Below are 13,637 nucleotides of genomic sequence, written 5' to 3' on the forward strand. Positions count from 1 at the left end.
CTCGGGCGCGCCGACGGGCGAATCGTCACATAATGGCAAAATGGCAGACAGAACGAACGCCCCGAACCGCCCACCGACCGTCACCGTCCGCGGCAAGGCGGTCCGCGTGCGCACGATCGGCTTCGTTGTCCTGGCAGGCCTCGCGATCTGGTTCATCGCGGCCAACACCGCCTCGACCGAGATCCACCTGTGGATCCCCACCGTGACCCTCCCCCTCTGGCTGGTCCTGGCCGTCACCCTGGTGGTCGGCGCCGCCCTCGGCTGGTACCTGTCCCGGCGCCGCCTGCCACGGGAGTAGCCCAACCAGCCGTTCGTCCGTCCTTCGGCCCACAGGCCCCGAGCAGCCCGGCTGCCCGGGGCCTTCGCACTGGCACTCCCGGGACCTCCGGACGGGCGCGCCTGTCCCGCCCGGTTGGCGCCGCCCGTTGACGGCCGTTTGGGAAAGCGCTTACCATCGCGCCCACCCCGACCCGAAGGACCCCCCACATGCCTTCCTTCCTCAGCAGACGGCGCCTCCTCCAACTCGGCGGTGCGGCAGGCGCCGTGGCCCTCACCACGCAGTTCCCCGGCACCGCGTGGGCGGACGGCTACGACACGCTGCGGGCCATCTGGGTGCGCCTGCTCACCGGCACCGGCTTCGACCCCGCCGCCGCGCCCTTCGCCGCCGCACTGGCCCGACTCGGCACCCAGGCGGGCGCCAGTCTGAGCGGCCTGTCCCCCGCCCCCGACTCGCTCTGGCCCGACCTGCCGATCGGCACCGCCTCCGCCAACGTCACCACCAGCTACAAGCGACTGCGGACCATGGCCCTCGCCTATGTGCAGCCCGGTACCGGCCTGACCGGCGACCCGACCCTGGCCGGCGCCGTCAGCACCGGCCTGGACTGGCTGGCCGCCCACGCCTACACCCCGACCACCACGACCTACGGCAACTGGTGGGACTGGCAGATCGGCGCGCCGCAGGCCCTGGAGGACACCTGCGCCCTGCTCTTCGGCCAGTTGACGTCGAGTCAGCTCAGCACCTGCTGCGCCGCCGTCGACCACTTCGTGCCGGACTCCGCGGTGGCGGCCTACACCGGCACCAGCACCGGCGCCAACCGGGTGGACCTGTGCCGGGTGCTGGCCCTGCGCGGCATCCTCGGCCGCTCCCCCGCCAAGCTGACCACCGCGCAGCAGGCGCTCACCCCGGTCTTCCCGTACGTGCTCACCGGCGACGGCCTGTACGCGGACGGCAGCTTCGTGCAGCACACCTACGTGCCCTACACCGGCAGCTACGGCGAGGTCCTGGTGAACGGCCTGAGCAAACTGCTCGCCCTGCTGTCCGGGACGAATTGGGCGGTCACCGATCCGGGCGTCCAGCACCTGTACACCGCCGTCACCGCCGCCTACGCGCCGTTCCTCTACAACGGGCTTGTGATGGACGGGGTTTCGGGCCGCGCGATCAGCCGCGGCACTCAGTTGAGCGACCCGCTGCAGGTCCAGCAGGACGACCACACCCGCGGCCACGCGCTGCTCGGCGACCTGCTGCGGCTGGCCACCGCGGGCGTGGCGCCTGCCGCCCAGGCCGCCGGCTGGCAGTCACTGGTCAAGGGCTCGCTGCAACGCGACTACTACGCGCCGTACTTGTCCGACCAGAGCCTGGACATCCCGGAACTCGCCCGGGCCCAGGCGCTGTTGAACGACAGCACGGTCGCCGCCGCTCCCGAGCCGGTGGACAGCCGGATCTTCGGCATGGACCGGGCCGTGCACCGCCGCGCCGGTTGGGCCGCGCAGCTGAGCATCTGCTCGGCCCGCACGACCTTCTACGAGACCGGCAACGGCGAGAACCTGCGCGGCTGGCACACCAACAGCGGGATGCTCTACTGGTACGGCTCCGACTACGGCGACGGCCAGTACGCGGACGCCTTCTGGCCCACCGTCGACCCGTACCAGCTCCCCGGCACCACCGTGTCCACGATGGTGCTGGCCGACGCGGCCGGCGGCGCCTGGGGCGCGTCCCGTCCGGCCGCGACCTGGGCCGGCGGTGCCACCGACGGCCACTACGCCGTCGTCGGCCAGGACGTGCGCGGCCTGCAGTCCACCCTGACCGGCCGCAAGTCCTGGTTCCTGCTGGACGACTCGATCCTGTGCCTGGGCGCCGGGATCAACAGCACCGACGGCGTCGCCGTGCAGACCACCGTGGACAGCCGCAACCTCGGCAGCGGCAACGGCCAGGTCTTCACCGTGGACGGTGTGGCGCAGCCCAGCACCCTCGGCTGGAGCCGGACCTGCACCGGCAGCCAGGCCATGGCGATCAGCGGGATGGGGGCGTACGTCTTCCCGCCCGGCACCACGGTGCAGGTCAAGCGGGAGGCCCGCACCGGCTCCTGGTCCGCCGTCAACTCCGGCTCCAGCACCGCCCCGCTCACCCGCAACTACCTCTCGCTCTGGTTCGACCACGGCACCGACCCGGTGGACGCCGGCTACCAGTACCTGCTGATGCCGGGCGCCACCGCCGCCGCGGCGGCGGCCCGGGCAGCCGCTCCGACGGCCACCGTGCTGGCCAACTCCGCTACTGTGCAGGCCGTTTCGGTGCCTTCACTGGGGCTGACCATGGCCAACTTCTTCGCCGCCGGCAGTGCCGGTCCGCTGACCGTCTCGGCGCCCTGCTCGGTGCTGGTGAGCGAGCAGGGCGGCACACTGTCGGTGACGGTGAGCGACCCGACCCGGGCGGCGACCACGGTCCAGGTCACCGTGGCCCGCCCGGGGTACGGCACGGTGACCGCTGCCACCGGGATCACCGTGCTGAACAGCGGCGCGAGTGTCACCCTGCTGGCCGAGGTCGGCGGCACCCAAGGGGCCGGCCGGAGCGTCACGCTGGCGAGCGGCGGTACCGTGCCGAGCCGCACGGCCACCCAACTCCCGGCCACGGCCGGCACGTACGTGCGGAACGGCAGCTACGCCGACACCAACTACGGCAACCTGACCACCATGGTGGTGAAGAACGCCAACGCGGGCAACGGCGGGTACGACCGGGAGGCGCTGCTCTCCTTCGACCTCTCCGGGCTGACCGGGACGGTCTCGCGGGCGGTGCTCTGGGTCTACGGCAACGTGCAGGACTCGGGCGGCACCACCACGGCGATGCAGGCCTTCGCGATGGCCGCCGGGTCGTGGTCGGAGCCCTCGGTCACCTGGAACAGCGCGCCTGCCCTGGGCGCCGCCCAGGGCAGCGGCCAACTCTCCCCGGGGGTGGACTGGGTGGCGCTGGACGTGACCGGCGCGGTAGCGGCCGCCCGGAGCGCAGGCACCCCGGCGAACCTCGCGGTCTTCGAACCGCTCGGCGCGGCCGGCCTGGCCGCGGTCCTCAACACCCGTCTGAACACGGTGAATCCGCCCCGTCTGGAGGTCGTGACGGGCTGACCGCCCCTCGCCCCTCCACACCACGGTCCGGCGGCGGCCCGCGACCCGCCGCCGGACCGCAGGCGCGCCAGGCCCGGGGCTCCCGGCAGGTACACGCTGTCCAGCTGGTGCCCCCCGACGAGCGGGCTGGACAGGAGCGGCTCACGGAACGAGACGGGCCGCTGCGGTCCCGGCCGACCCGATAGGGTCGGGGGCGCCCTTTGCATTCGTCCCGCGTCCGTGCAGGTGCGTTCGCGGGGAAGGAGACCGTCATGCCCGCGCCGTCCGCCCCGACCGTCCCGGCAGTCGCCCTCGACCTCGACGCCGCCCGCGCCGAGTACCAGGCACTGCTCGCCGAGGGGCTGGCCCTCGACCTGACCCGCGGCAAGCCCTCGGGCCAGCAGCTGGACCTCTCGGACGCGCTGCTGACGCTCGTCCAGCCGGGCGAGGCGCGCGCGGCGGACGGCACCGACTGCCGCAACTACGGCGGCCTGGTCGGCCTCCCGGAGCTGCGCGCGGTCTTCGCCGAGCTGCTCCAGGTGCCCGCCGAGCAGCTCCTCGCCTGCGGCAACGCCAGCCTGCAGGTGATGTACGACGTGCTGGCGCACGCGATGTTCACCACCCTGCCGGGCGGCGAGCGGCCGTGGGCGCAGGAGTCCGAGGTCCGTTTCCTGTGCCCGGTGCCCGGCTACGACCGGCACTTCACCCTGGCCGCCCGGTTCGGCGTCACCCTGGTCCCGGTCGCGCTGACCGGCGAGGGCCCGGACATGGACGAGGTCGAGCGGCTGGTCGCGGCCGACCCGTCGATCAAGGGCATCTGGTGCGTGCCGAAGTACAGCAACCCGACCGGTGAGACCTACAGCGAGCAGACGGTCCGCCGGCTCGCGGCGATGCCCACCGCGGCACCCGACTTCCGGCTCTTCTGGGACAACGCCTACGCGGTGCACCACCTGACCGAGGACCGGGTCGAACTGCTCCCGGTGCTGCAGGCCTGCGCCGAGGCGGGCCACCCGGACCGCGCCTTCGTCTTCGGCTCCACCTCCAAGATCACCTACGCGGGCGCGGGCGTCGCCTTCTTCGGCTCCTCGACCGCCAACCTCGCCTGGTACAGCGCGCTCGCCTCGGCCCAGACCATCGGCCCGGACAAGGTGAACCAGCTGCGACACGCCCGGTTCTTCCCGTCCACCCAGTCGGTGCTGGAGCACATGGAGCGCCACCGCGAGCTGCTGGCCCCGCGCTTCGCGGCGGTGCACGAGGTGCTGGAGGCGGAGCTGGGCCCGCTCGGCATCGCGTCCTGGACCAAGCCGCTGGGCGGGTACTTCGTCAGCCTCCAGGTGCCGGCGGGCTGCTCGAGCAGGGTGGTCCGGCTGGCGAAGGAGGCCGGGATCGCGCTGACCCCGGCCGGCGCGGCGTTCCCGGGCGGCCTCGACCCGCAGGACAGCCACATCCGGCTGGCGCCCAGCTTCCCCTCGGCAGCCGAGGTGCGCGCGGCGATGCGCGGGGTGGCGGTCTGCGTCCGGCTGGCCGCCGCCGAGCTGGCCGCGCAGTCGGCCGGCTGACCGGCCGGCCGCGCCGCCGCCGGACCAGCTGATCGGGCGTCAGCCGACACCCTCTACCCAGCGAAGGCTACTCTCCGGTAAGTTCCCCGGACCGGCCGGTGCCGCGCGCACCGGCCGGTCCGTCCCGCTGCCTGCCGCCCGCACGGGACCGGCCGTGCGAGCCCGGCGGCCCCACCACGGCGGACCCCACCACGGCCGACCCGGCCCCGGCGGGCCCGCCCCCGGCAGACCAGCGGAGAGCGCATGGACACGTCGATACCGTTCCAGATCCGGGCCCAGGGCGCCGCGGTGCGCGCCGCCTACGCCCTGCCGCGACCGCTGCGCCGCCTGCTGGCCGGCCCGCCGGTCCGGCTGGACGGCCAGCAGCTCGCGCTGGACGCCCAGTTGCTGCTGCGGCTGCAGCGGATCGGCGGCAACCACCTGGTCGACCCGCGCGGCGTGGCGGCCTCCCGGCGCTCCACCGACCTGGGCCGCCACCTGGTCAGCGGGCCGCCGATCGAGCCGGTGGCGACCCGGGAGGTGGTGATCCCGAGCAGCGGCGGCGAGCTGGCCGCCACCCTCTACACCCCCGCGGGCCTGGCCGCGCCCTCCGGCCTGCTGGTCTTCTTCCACGGCGGCGGCTGGGTGGTCGGCAGCCGGACCAGCCACGACAACACGGCCCGTTTCCTGGCCCGGCACGCGGGCGTCCGGGTGCTCTCGGTGGAGTACCGGCTGGCCCCCGAGCACGTCTTCCCGGCCGCCGTGGACGACGCGCTCGCCGCCTTCGACCACGCCCACAAGCACGCCGCCGAACTGGGCGCCGACCCGGCGCGGATCGCGGTCGGCGGGGACAGCGCGGGCGGCAACCTGGCCGCCGTCACGGCCCAGACCACCTGCCGGCGCGGCGGCCCGGCCCCGGCCTTCCAACTGCTCTTCTACCCGGCCACCGACGCCTCGGTGCGCCGCCGCTCGCGCGAGCTGTTCGCCGACGGCCTCTTCCTGACCAGCGCGCACATGGACTGGTTCGCCGACCACTACGCGCCGGCCGGGGTGGACCGCACCGACGTCCGGTTCTCGCCCCACCTGGCCGAGGACCTGACCGGCCTGCCGCCGGCCTACGTGGCCACCGCCGGGTTCGACCCGCTGCGCGACGAGGGCGAGGCGTACGCCGCCCGGCTGGCCGAGGCCGGGGTGCCGGTCGCGCTCAGCCGCCAGCCGGACCTGATCCACGGGTACATCAACTTCCTGGGCATCGGCCACCGGTTCCGCGAGGCCACCGCGGAGGCGGCGGGCGCGCTGCGGATGGCACTGTCGGCCTGACGGTCCGTCAACGGGAGGGCGGGGGTGCGGAGGCACCCCCGCCCTCCCGTTTCCGCAAAAGCCAAAGAAAGCGTTGACATACCCAGAAGCCAAAGTAAGCTTTGGCACATGGAGAACGCAGGAAGCGCGGACAGCACGGACAGCCCGGACGGCACCGGGAGCGCGGCGGACGCCCCGAGCACCGACCCCCGCGCGATCCGGGCCCTGGCCCACCCGCTCCGCCTGGACCTGCTCGAACTGCTCGTCATCCACGGCCCGCTGACCGCCGCCCAGTGCGGCCGCCGGCTGGACGTGCCGCAGGCCAACTGCTCCTTCCACCTGCGCCAGCTCGCCAAGTACGGCTACGTGACCGAGGCCGGCCCGGGCCGGGACCGCCGCGAGCGCCAGTGGCAGGTCACCGCCCGCCGCCCGCAGCTGCGCCTGACCGCCGCCGGGGACCAGCTGCTGCGCCGCCAGCTCGAACGCACCGTGCTGGAGCGCGAGGTGCGCGCCGTGCTGGACCACACCGACCAGGTGGCCCAGGAGGGCCCCGAGTGGCAGGCCGGGGCCGGCGTGCTCAGCGCCCTGGTCCTGCTCACTCCCGCCGAGGCCGCCGGACTGCGCGAGCGCTTCAAGGAGTTGCTCGCCCCTTACCTGGCCCGCACCGAGCAGGCCGAACAAAACGAGCGGGCCCCGTCCGCCGCGGACCGGCGGCACGTCCGGATCCTGCTCGCCGCCACCCCCACCCGACCCGCCACGCCCGAGGAGGGCTCCGCATGACCTCGATCGACTTCCACACCGCCGCCCCCGTGCCGGGCTCGCTCGACGTCACCTGGTACCCCGGCCACCCGCACCTGGCACCGGGCCAGGGTCCGCTGCTCCAGGTCCACCGGTACGAGGCGCACACGGTGATCCTGCGTCAGGACAAGACGGTCAACTACGAGGCCCCGTTCCTCTTCCTGCTCTTCGGCAACGAGCGCGCCCTGCTGCTCGACACCGGCGCCACCGAGGAGGCCGAGCTGTTCCCGCTGCGCGCCACGGTGGACCAGCTGATCAGCGAGTGGCTGGTCGACCACCCGCGCGAGCGCTACGAGCTGGTGGTCGCCCACACCCACGGGCACGGCGACCACGTGGCCGCCGACGGCCAGTTCGCCGACCGCCCGGACACCCGGATCGTGGGACGCGAGGAGGAGGCGGTGCGGGAGTTCTTCGGGTTCGGGGAGAACTGGCCCGCCGGCGAGGTGGGCTTCGACCTCGGCGGCCGCGAGCTGCGGCTGATCGGCTCGCCGGGACACCACGCGGCCTCGGTCACCGTCTACGACCCGTGGACCGGGCTACTGCTCACCGGCGACACCGTGCTGCCCGGCCGGCTCTACATCGCCGACACCGCGGCCTTCCTGGCCACCATGGACCGCCTCACCGCCTTCGCCGCGAGCCACCCCGTCACCCACGTGCTCGGCTGCCACGTCGAGATGACCGCCCGGCCCGGCCGCGACTTCCCGATCGGCGCGCAGTACCAGCCCGGCGAACTCCCGCTCCAGCTGACCCCCGCCCACCTGACGGCGATCCGGGAGGCCGCCGCCGCCGTGGCCGACCGGCCGGGGGTCTACCCGCACCAGGACTTCGTGGTCTACAACCGCCCCACCGAGCGCGACATGCAGCGCCTGGTCCGGCGCGGCGAGCTCAACCGGGTCCTCACCGCGCAGCGCCCGGCCCTCTGATCGCGACCCCGTCACCTCCGGTGCGGAATGATCGCTCCGAATCCCGCATCTGACGGCACATCAGTTTATCGTGCGGCGTTCACCATTTCGACGCATTCCATTGACCCTGACAGTGAAATATCACATTGCAACGGCGCGGACCTCCTCGCGTCGTCGCAGGTCCGACGTACCAAGGCACACCACATGCCGATCACTTCAGGGAGAACCGACTCATGACCCGCTCGCTCCTGCTCGCCGCCGGCTCCGCCGCGCTCGCCCTGCTCGGCGCCGCCCCGGCGACCGCCGTTGCCGCGCCTGCCGACCCCGCGCCCGTCACCACGTGTGGGTACGGCGGCCTGCAGTCGGGGCTGTGGACCAAGGTCTGCGGCACGGTCTACGGCGGTACTGTCACGCTGACCGGCCAGATCAGCCTGGCCGGGCCGCCCAGCCCGGGCAGCCCGGCCCCGCAGCCGCAGCAGCTCTCCACCACGCTGACCGCCTACCAGGGCACCCAGCAGCTGGGCCAGGCGCAGCAGGGTGTCGTCTTCACCGCCAGCACGGTGCAGACCAACCCGCTCACCGTGAACGCCTCCTGCGGCAGCACGGTGCACGCCGTCTTCAGCGTCTCGTCCTACCCCTGGTACAACACCCCCGTCACGGTGGACCTGCCCACCACCTGCTGACCTCCGCCCGGTCCCTGGTCCCCCGCCCAGCGCGGCGGGGGACCCGGCCCCGGGGCGGCCCGCGCCGCCCCGCCCAGCTGCCCCCCGTTCGCTCACACAGAGTGGCAGCCGAGCCAAGATCACGGGAGAATTGAGGCGACACTTCCGCACAGGAGGGCTCGCCGATGTCCGGCTCGGACAGCTTCGACCGCCAGGCCGCGGCCCTCCCGTTCGATCTGCTGCCCACCGCCGGCGCGGTGCTGGACGAGCACGGGACGGTGGTCGGCTGGTCCGACGCCGCCGCCGCGCTGCTGGGCCGCCCTCCGGCGGAGGTGCTGGGCCGCCCGGCCACCGAGCTGCTGGCCCCCGACGAACGGCTGGACCCGGGCTGGAGCGCGCTCGGCGCCGCGCCCGCCGGGGTGCTGAGGGTCGGCCGCGCGGACGGGACCGTGCTCACGCTGGGTGTCCAGGCCGCCCGGTTCACCGACCTCTCCGGCCGGCCGCGCTGGCAGCTGGCCGCGCTCGACCTGGCCGCCACCCCCTGGTGGGGCGCCAGCTACTCGGTGCTCTCCCGCTTCCTGGCCCACTCCCCGTACGGCATCGCGGTGCTCGACACCGACCTGCGCTACCTGTGGCTCAACGAGACCCTGGAGCAGATGGCCGGGCTCGACCTGCCCGCCCGGTTCGGGCGGCGGATGTCCGAGGTGCTGCCCGACGTCGCGCCCGAGGCGATCGAGGCCCAGATGCGCCAGGTGCTGGCCACCGGCGTCCCGGTGCGCGGCTTCGAGTACCTGGGCCGGCTGCCCGCCGACCCCGAGCACGAGCGGGCCTACTCCACCTCCTTCCTGCGCCTGGACGACGGCGCCGGGCGGGTGCTGGGCATCTGCTACATGGCGGTGGACATCACCGACCGCTGGCGCTCGCGCCAACGCCTGGCCCTGCTCACCGACTCCGGCGCGCGGATCGGCACCACGCTGGACTTCACCACCACCGCCGAGGAACTCCTCTCGGTCGCGGTCCCCCGGCTGGCCGACTTCGCCACCGTGGACCTGCTGGAACCGGTGCTGCGCGGCGAGGAGCCGACGCTGGTCCCGGGCGGGCGGCCGCCGCTGCGCCGGATGGCCCACCTGTCGGTGCGTCCGGGCAGCCCCGAGGTGGTCACCGCCCCCGGCGAGGCGCCCGAGTACGCGGCGAGCTCGCCGATGGTGCGCTGCCTGTGGGAGGGCTCGGCGGTGCTGCACGTACCGTCCGACCCGCGCTCGCAGAACTGGCTGGCCGAGGACCCCCGCCGCCGCGAGACCCTGGAGCGGCTGAGGCTGCACTCGCTGATGGCGGTGCCGCTGCGGGCCCGCGGCGTGGTGCAGGGGGTGGTGGTCTTCGTCCGCTCGGCGGGCTCCGACCCGTTCGAGCCGGAGGACCTCTCGCTCGCCGAGGAGCTGGTCTCCCGGGCCGCGGTCTGCCTGGACAACGCCCGGCGCTACACCCGCGAGCACGACACCGCGCTCACCCTGCAGCGCAGCCTGCTGCCCCGGGCGCTGCCGGTCACCCGGGCGCTGGAGGTGGCGCACCGCTACCTGCCCGGCTCCTCGCGCGGCGGCGTGGGCGGCGACTGGTTCGACGTGATCCCGCTCTCCGGTGCCCGGGTGGCGCTGGTGGTCGGCGACGTGGCCGGGCACGGGATCAACGCGGCCGCGGCGATGGGCCGGCTGCGCACCGCGGTGCACACCCTGGCGGACATGGACCTGCCGCCGGACGAACTGCTGGCCCACCTGGACGACCTGGTGCTGCGGCTGATGGACGAGGAGTCCCGGATCGGCGCCCCGGGGGCGGACCAGCCGCACAGCGCCAAGTGCCTGTACGCGGTGTACGACCCGGCCAACCGGCACTGCGTGATGGCCAGGGCCGGGCACGTGCCGCCCGCGCTGCGCACCCCGGACGGGCAGGTCTCGTTCCTGGACGTGCCGCTCGGCCCGCCGTTGGGGGTCGGCTCGCTGCCGTTCGAGGCCGCCGAGTTCGAGCTCCCGGAGGGCAGCGTGCTGGCGCTCTACACGGACGGGCTGCTCGGGCACGCCACCCGGGACCCGGACCTGGCGGCCGAGCGGCTGCACCGGGCGCTGGCCACCGCGCGGCCCGGCCTGGAGGACGCCTGTGAGGACCTGCTGGGCGCGATGACCCCGGAGCGGCGCGAGGACGACATCGCGCTGCTGCTGGCCCGCACCCGCGCGCTGGCCCCGCAGGCGGTCGTCACCTGGGAGCTGCCCGCCGACCCGGCCGTGGTGGCCGACGCGCGGGCCCGGGTGGCCGCCACGCTGGCGGGGTGGGGGCTGGCGGAACTGGTCTTCACCACCGAACTGATCGTCAGCGAGCTGGTCACCAACGCGATCCGGTACGGCGCTCCGCCGCTGACCCTGCGGCTGATCCACCACACCTCGCTCAGCTGCGAGGTCTCGGACGCCTCCAACACCTCGCCCCGGCTGCGCCACGCCCGCACCACCGACGAGGGCGGCCGCGGCCTCTACCTGGTCGCCCAGCTCTCCCGGCGCTGGGGCACCCGCTACACCGACACCGGCAAGATCATCTGGGCCGAGCAGAACCTCTGACCCGCCGCCCCGGCCCCCCGGGCTGGCCCGCGGGCCTGAGCCACGACCGCCGGCTCGGGCCCGACCCGCTGCCCCATCCGTTCGACCGGCCCGCAGCCCCGGCGCCCTGCCGCGCAGTCAGCCCTGAGCCACCGGCTCCAGCAACGCCCGCACCGTCGCCAGGACGAACTGCTCGTCCTGCTCCACCCGCACCGCCGCCCGCACCTGCTCCGCCCCGGCCAGTTCCTCGCCACCGTCGAAGAAGAGGGTCAGGAACGCCCGGTGGAAGCAGGCCCCGATCAGCAGCATGGCCAGCGCCGCCGGATCCACCGCCGCCGAGATCCGCCCGAGCGCCTGCTCCGCGCGCAGGTACTCGGCCAGGTGTGCCGAGGGCATGTGCGGCCCGGCCACCGCCAGGTCCAGCTTGGCCCGGTGCGCGGCCAGCAGGTCGGCGCTGGCCGCGACGGCACCCGCCATCGGGAAGGCCCGCCGGTAGAACGGCACCGCTGCCCGGGCCACCTCCGTCAGGTGCGCGGCCACCGTCGAACTCCCCGCCTGGGCCGGCAGCTCGGCCAGCATCTCGGCGAACGGGGGCAGCCGCTCGTGCAGCACCCGGACGAAGATCTCCTCCTTGTCCCGGAAGTGCTTGTAGAGGGTCGCCTCCGAGCAGCCCGCCTCCCGGGCGATCTCCTTGGTGGTGGTCCGGGTGATGCCGATCGAGCTCATCAGCCGGGCCGCCGCGTCGAGGATCCGCGCCTGGGTGAGCGCGCCGCCGGTCAGAGGTGGGTTCGCAGCCATTGGTAGTCAGGGGCGCGGTGTCCTTGCGGACCCGTTTCCCCATTCCCCTTTCAATCCGTGCGTGCGGTTTTCCCGCACACGGCTTACCGATGATCTTCTTGACTGGGTTACGCAGCCTTCGGATAGCGAATCGTGCCACGCAGACGGTGCAGGCCGTGCCCGTTGAACCACTCTTCCGTCCATACAGCAGTCTGCCCCGCACGCAGGTTACGCCCCCGCTTCTTCACCATCAGTCTACGGAGACGCCACGCTACATACCGGTCTATCTGGATGAACTTCCGGGCGGCATTCCCGGTTCGGAAGTAGGCGCCCCAGCCGCGCAGGATCGGATTCAACTCCGCGATCACGTCACGGATATCCGCCCCCGACCGGCGGCGGTCGGTCCGATCACGGACCTTGTCCCGGAGTCGCTTCATCGCCGCCTGCGAAGGCCATCGATGCAGGTAGAAACGCACCCTTCGGTACTTCTCCCACATCCGGCCCGAGAAGCGGGCTCTGAAGTGGCAGCCGAGGAAGTCGAGTCCTTCCCGGCCCTCTCTGAGGTCAACCACCTTCGTCTTGTCCGGGTGCAACTCCAGCCCCAGCCCGCCGAGGATCTCCCCGACCGCCACCAAGACCGCCTGAGCATTGGCCACCGACCGGCACAGGACGACACCATCGTCCGCGTACCGCACCAGCTCACCAACACCACGCCGAGCAAGCTCGGTATCCAGAACGTGCAGGTAGATGTTGGCCAACAGGGGTGAAATCACCCCGCCCTGGGGAGTACCGGCGACCGTCCGCCGAACCTCCCCGTCCACCATCACACCCGCCTGGAGCCACAACCGCAGCAGCTTGAGCACCCGACGGTCCGACACCCGCCGACCCACCTCCACGAGCAGTCGACCGTGGTCGATCTCGCCGAAGAAGTTGCGAATGTCGAACTCCACGACAACCCAGCGACCCTCGATGAAACCCGTCCGAAGACGCTCCATTGCCTGCGTCGCCGACCGCTTGGGCCGGTACCCGTACGAGGACGGCAGGAAATCCGCCTCGAACACCGGCTCCAAAACAATCTTCGCCGCCTGCTGGGCCACTCGGTCACGCACCGTGGGAATACCCAGCGGCCGCTTGCCACCCTGTGGTTTCGGGATATCCACACCCCTGGCCGGCGCGGGACGATACGTACCTGAACGGAGAGCTTGCTGGAGTTCGCCGAGCAACCGCCGAACCCCATACTCCTTCTCCACGAACTCCAGGGTGACCCGATCCACCCCGGCGCTCCCACTGTTGGCCCGGACCCGCTCCCACGCCTCCCACAGGACGTCACCCCTGTGAATACGGTCGTACAGGGCATGGAAACGCCGCTCCGGAGACTGCTTGGCCGCAGCCCATAGCGCGCGTTGAAGTTGTCGCACTTTCAGAACGGACGCACGCCCATCCACTACAACGGGCAATTGCCCGCCGGGGTAGTTGACCAGACTCTCTCCGGCCATGCCCTCGCACTTACCTCCGCCACGAACGTGATCAAAGTTGGGGCCCTTCCCTCCCGGCGCGTTGTGTTGCACGCCGATCAGCGGTACTACGACCCCATCGGACTCCCGCTGCCCTCCGGACGACTTCACCATCGGCTTATACGTCCGGTCTCTTGCCCGACGTCAGACGTGGTCAGACGGGTCTCTCCTGATCCGGCCCAGACTGTGCACA

10 protein-coding genes are annotated in these 13,637 nt (G+C 73.0%); 8 read left to right on the top strand and 2 right to left on the bottom strand.

Annotation, left to right across the window (positions count from 1 at the left end):
- Nucleotides 1-40 precede the first annotated feature (40 nt).
- From C7C46_RS18160 to C7C46_RS18195, 8 genes are all read left to right on the top strand, one after another.
- Nucleotides 41-298 (top strand): LapA family protein, encoded by a 258-nt coding sequence (locus C7C46_RS18160; RefSeq protein ID WP_110670907.1) that lies wholly within the window; start codon nt 41-43, stop codon nt 296-298.
- Between the two features lie 188 nt (nt 299-486).
- On the top strand, nt 487-3,396 hold the full coding sequence (locus C7C46_RS18165; protein ID WP_110670908.1) for a polysaccharide lyase family 8 super-sandwich domain-containing protein: 2,910 nt from the start codon (nt 487-489) through the stop codon (nt 3,394-3,396).
- Between the two features lie 251 nt (nt 3,397-3,647).
- Nucleotides 3,648-4,934 carry an aspartate aminotransferase type Ic gene (locus tag C7C46_RS18170; protein WP_110670909.1) on the top strand — a complete coding sequence of 429 codons (1,287 nt, stop codon included), beginning with the start codon at nt 3,648-3,650 and terminating at the stop codon, nt 4,932-4,934.
- Between the two features lie 243 nt (nt 4,935-5,177).
- On the top strand, nt 5,178-6,233 hold the full coding sequence (locus C7C46_RS18175; protein ID WP_110670910.1) for an alpha/beta hydrolase: 1,056 nt from the start codon (nt 5,178-5,180) through the stop codon (nt 6,231-6,233).
- Between the two features lie 108 nt (nt 6,234-6,341).
- Entirely contained in the window at nt 6,342-6,992 is a 651-nt protein-coding gene (locus C7C46_RS35965; RefSeq protein WP_146259119.1) for a winged helix-turn-helix domain-containing protein, read from the top strand.
- On the top strand, nt 6,989-7,933 hold the full coding sequence (locus tag C7C46_RS18185; protein WP_110670911.1) for an MBL fold metallo-hydrolase: 945 nt from the start codon (nt 6,989-6,991) through the stop codon (nt 7,931-7,933). The genes C7C46_RS35965 and C7C46_RS18185 overlap by 4 nt, the downstream gene beginning before the upstream one ends.
- Nucleotides 7,934-8,145: 212 nt before the next feature.
- A complete protein-coding gene (locus C7C46_RS35085) occupies nt 8,146-8,595 on the top strand; it encodes a hypothetical protein (protein WP_110670912.1) in 450 nt (149 codons plus the stop codon).
- Between the two features lie 164 nt (nt 8,596-8,759).
- Complete coding sequence (locus tag C7C46_RS18195) at nt 8,760-11,174, top strand: SpoIIE family protein phosphatase (RefSeq protein ID WP_110670913.1); 2,415 nt, start codon at nt 8,760-8,762, stop codon at nt 11,172-11,174.
- A 117-nt stretch (nt 11,175-11,291) separates the two neighbouring features.
- On the opposite strand, the gene C7C46_RS37350 is transcribed toward C7C46_RS18195, so the two are convergent.
- Nucleotides 11,292-11,951: a TetR/AcrR family transcriptional regulator gene (locus C7C46_RS37350; protein WP_110670914.1), complete on the bottom strand. Its 660-nt coding sequence runs from the start codon at nt 11,949-11,951 to the stop codon at nt 11,292-11,294.
- Nucleotides 11,952-12,058: 107 nt separating this feature from the next.
- A complete protein-coding gene (ltrA, locus tag C7C46_RS18205; protein WP_110670915.1) occupies nt 12,059-13,426 on the bottom strand; it encodes a group II intron reverse transcriptase/maturase in 1,368 nt (455 codons plus the stop codon).
- Between the last annotated feature and the right edge of the window lie 211 nt (nt 13,427-13,637).

The organism is Streptomyces tateyamensis (assembly GCF_003205575.1).
In the GTDB taxonomy this organism is placed as follows: domain Bacteria; phylum Actinomycetota; class Actinomycetes; order Streptomycetales; family Streptomycetaceae; genus Kitasatospora; species Kitasatospora tateyamensis.

Coding starts and splice junctions, on each gene's coding strand:
- C7C46_RS37350 (WP_110670914.1), bottom strand. CDS start 11,951: ATGGCTGCGAACCCACCTCTGACCGGCGGCGCGCTCACCCAGGCGCGG.
- C7C46_RS18170 (WP_110670909.1), top strand. CDS start 3,648: ATGCCCGCGCCGTCCGCCCCGACCGTCCCGGCAGTCGCCCTCGACCTC.
- C7C46_RS18175 (WP_110670910.1), top strand. CDS start 5,178: ATGGACACGTCGATACCGTTCCAGATCCGGGCCCAGGGCGCCGCGGTG.
- C7C46_RS18160 (WP_110670907.1), top strand. CDS start 41: ATGGCAGACAGAACGAACGCCCCGAACCGCCCACCGACCGTCACCGTC.
- C7C46_RS35965 (WP_146259119.1), top strand. CDS start 6,342: ATGGAGAACGCAGGAAGCGCGGACAGCACGGACAGCCCGGACGGCACC.
- C7C46_RS18165 (WP_110670908.1), top strand. CDS start 487: ATGCCTTCCTTCCTCAGCAGACGGCGCCTCCTCCAACTCGGCGGTGCG.
- ltrA (WP_110670915.1), bottom strand. CDS start 13,426: ATGGCCGGAGAGAGTCTGGTCAACTACCCCGGCGGGCAATTGCCCGTT.
- C7C46_RS18195 (WP_110670913.1), top strand. CDS start 8,760: ATGTCCGGCTCGGACAGCTTCGACCGCCAGGCCGCGGCCCTCCCGTTC.
- C7C46_RS35085 (WP_110670912.1), top strand. CDS start 8,146: ATGACCCGCTCGCTCCTGCTCGCCGCCGGCTCCGCCGCGCTCGCCCTG.
- C7C46_RS18185 (WP_110670911.1), top strand. CDS start 6,989: ATGACCTCGATCGACTTCCACACCGCCGCCCCCGTGCCGGGCTCGCTC.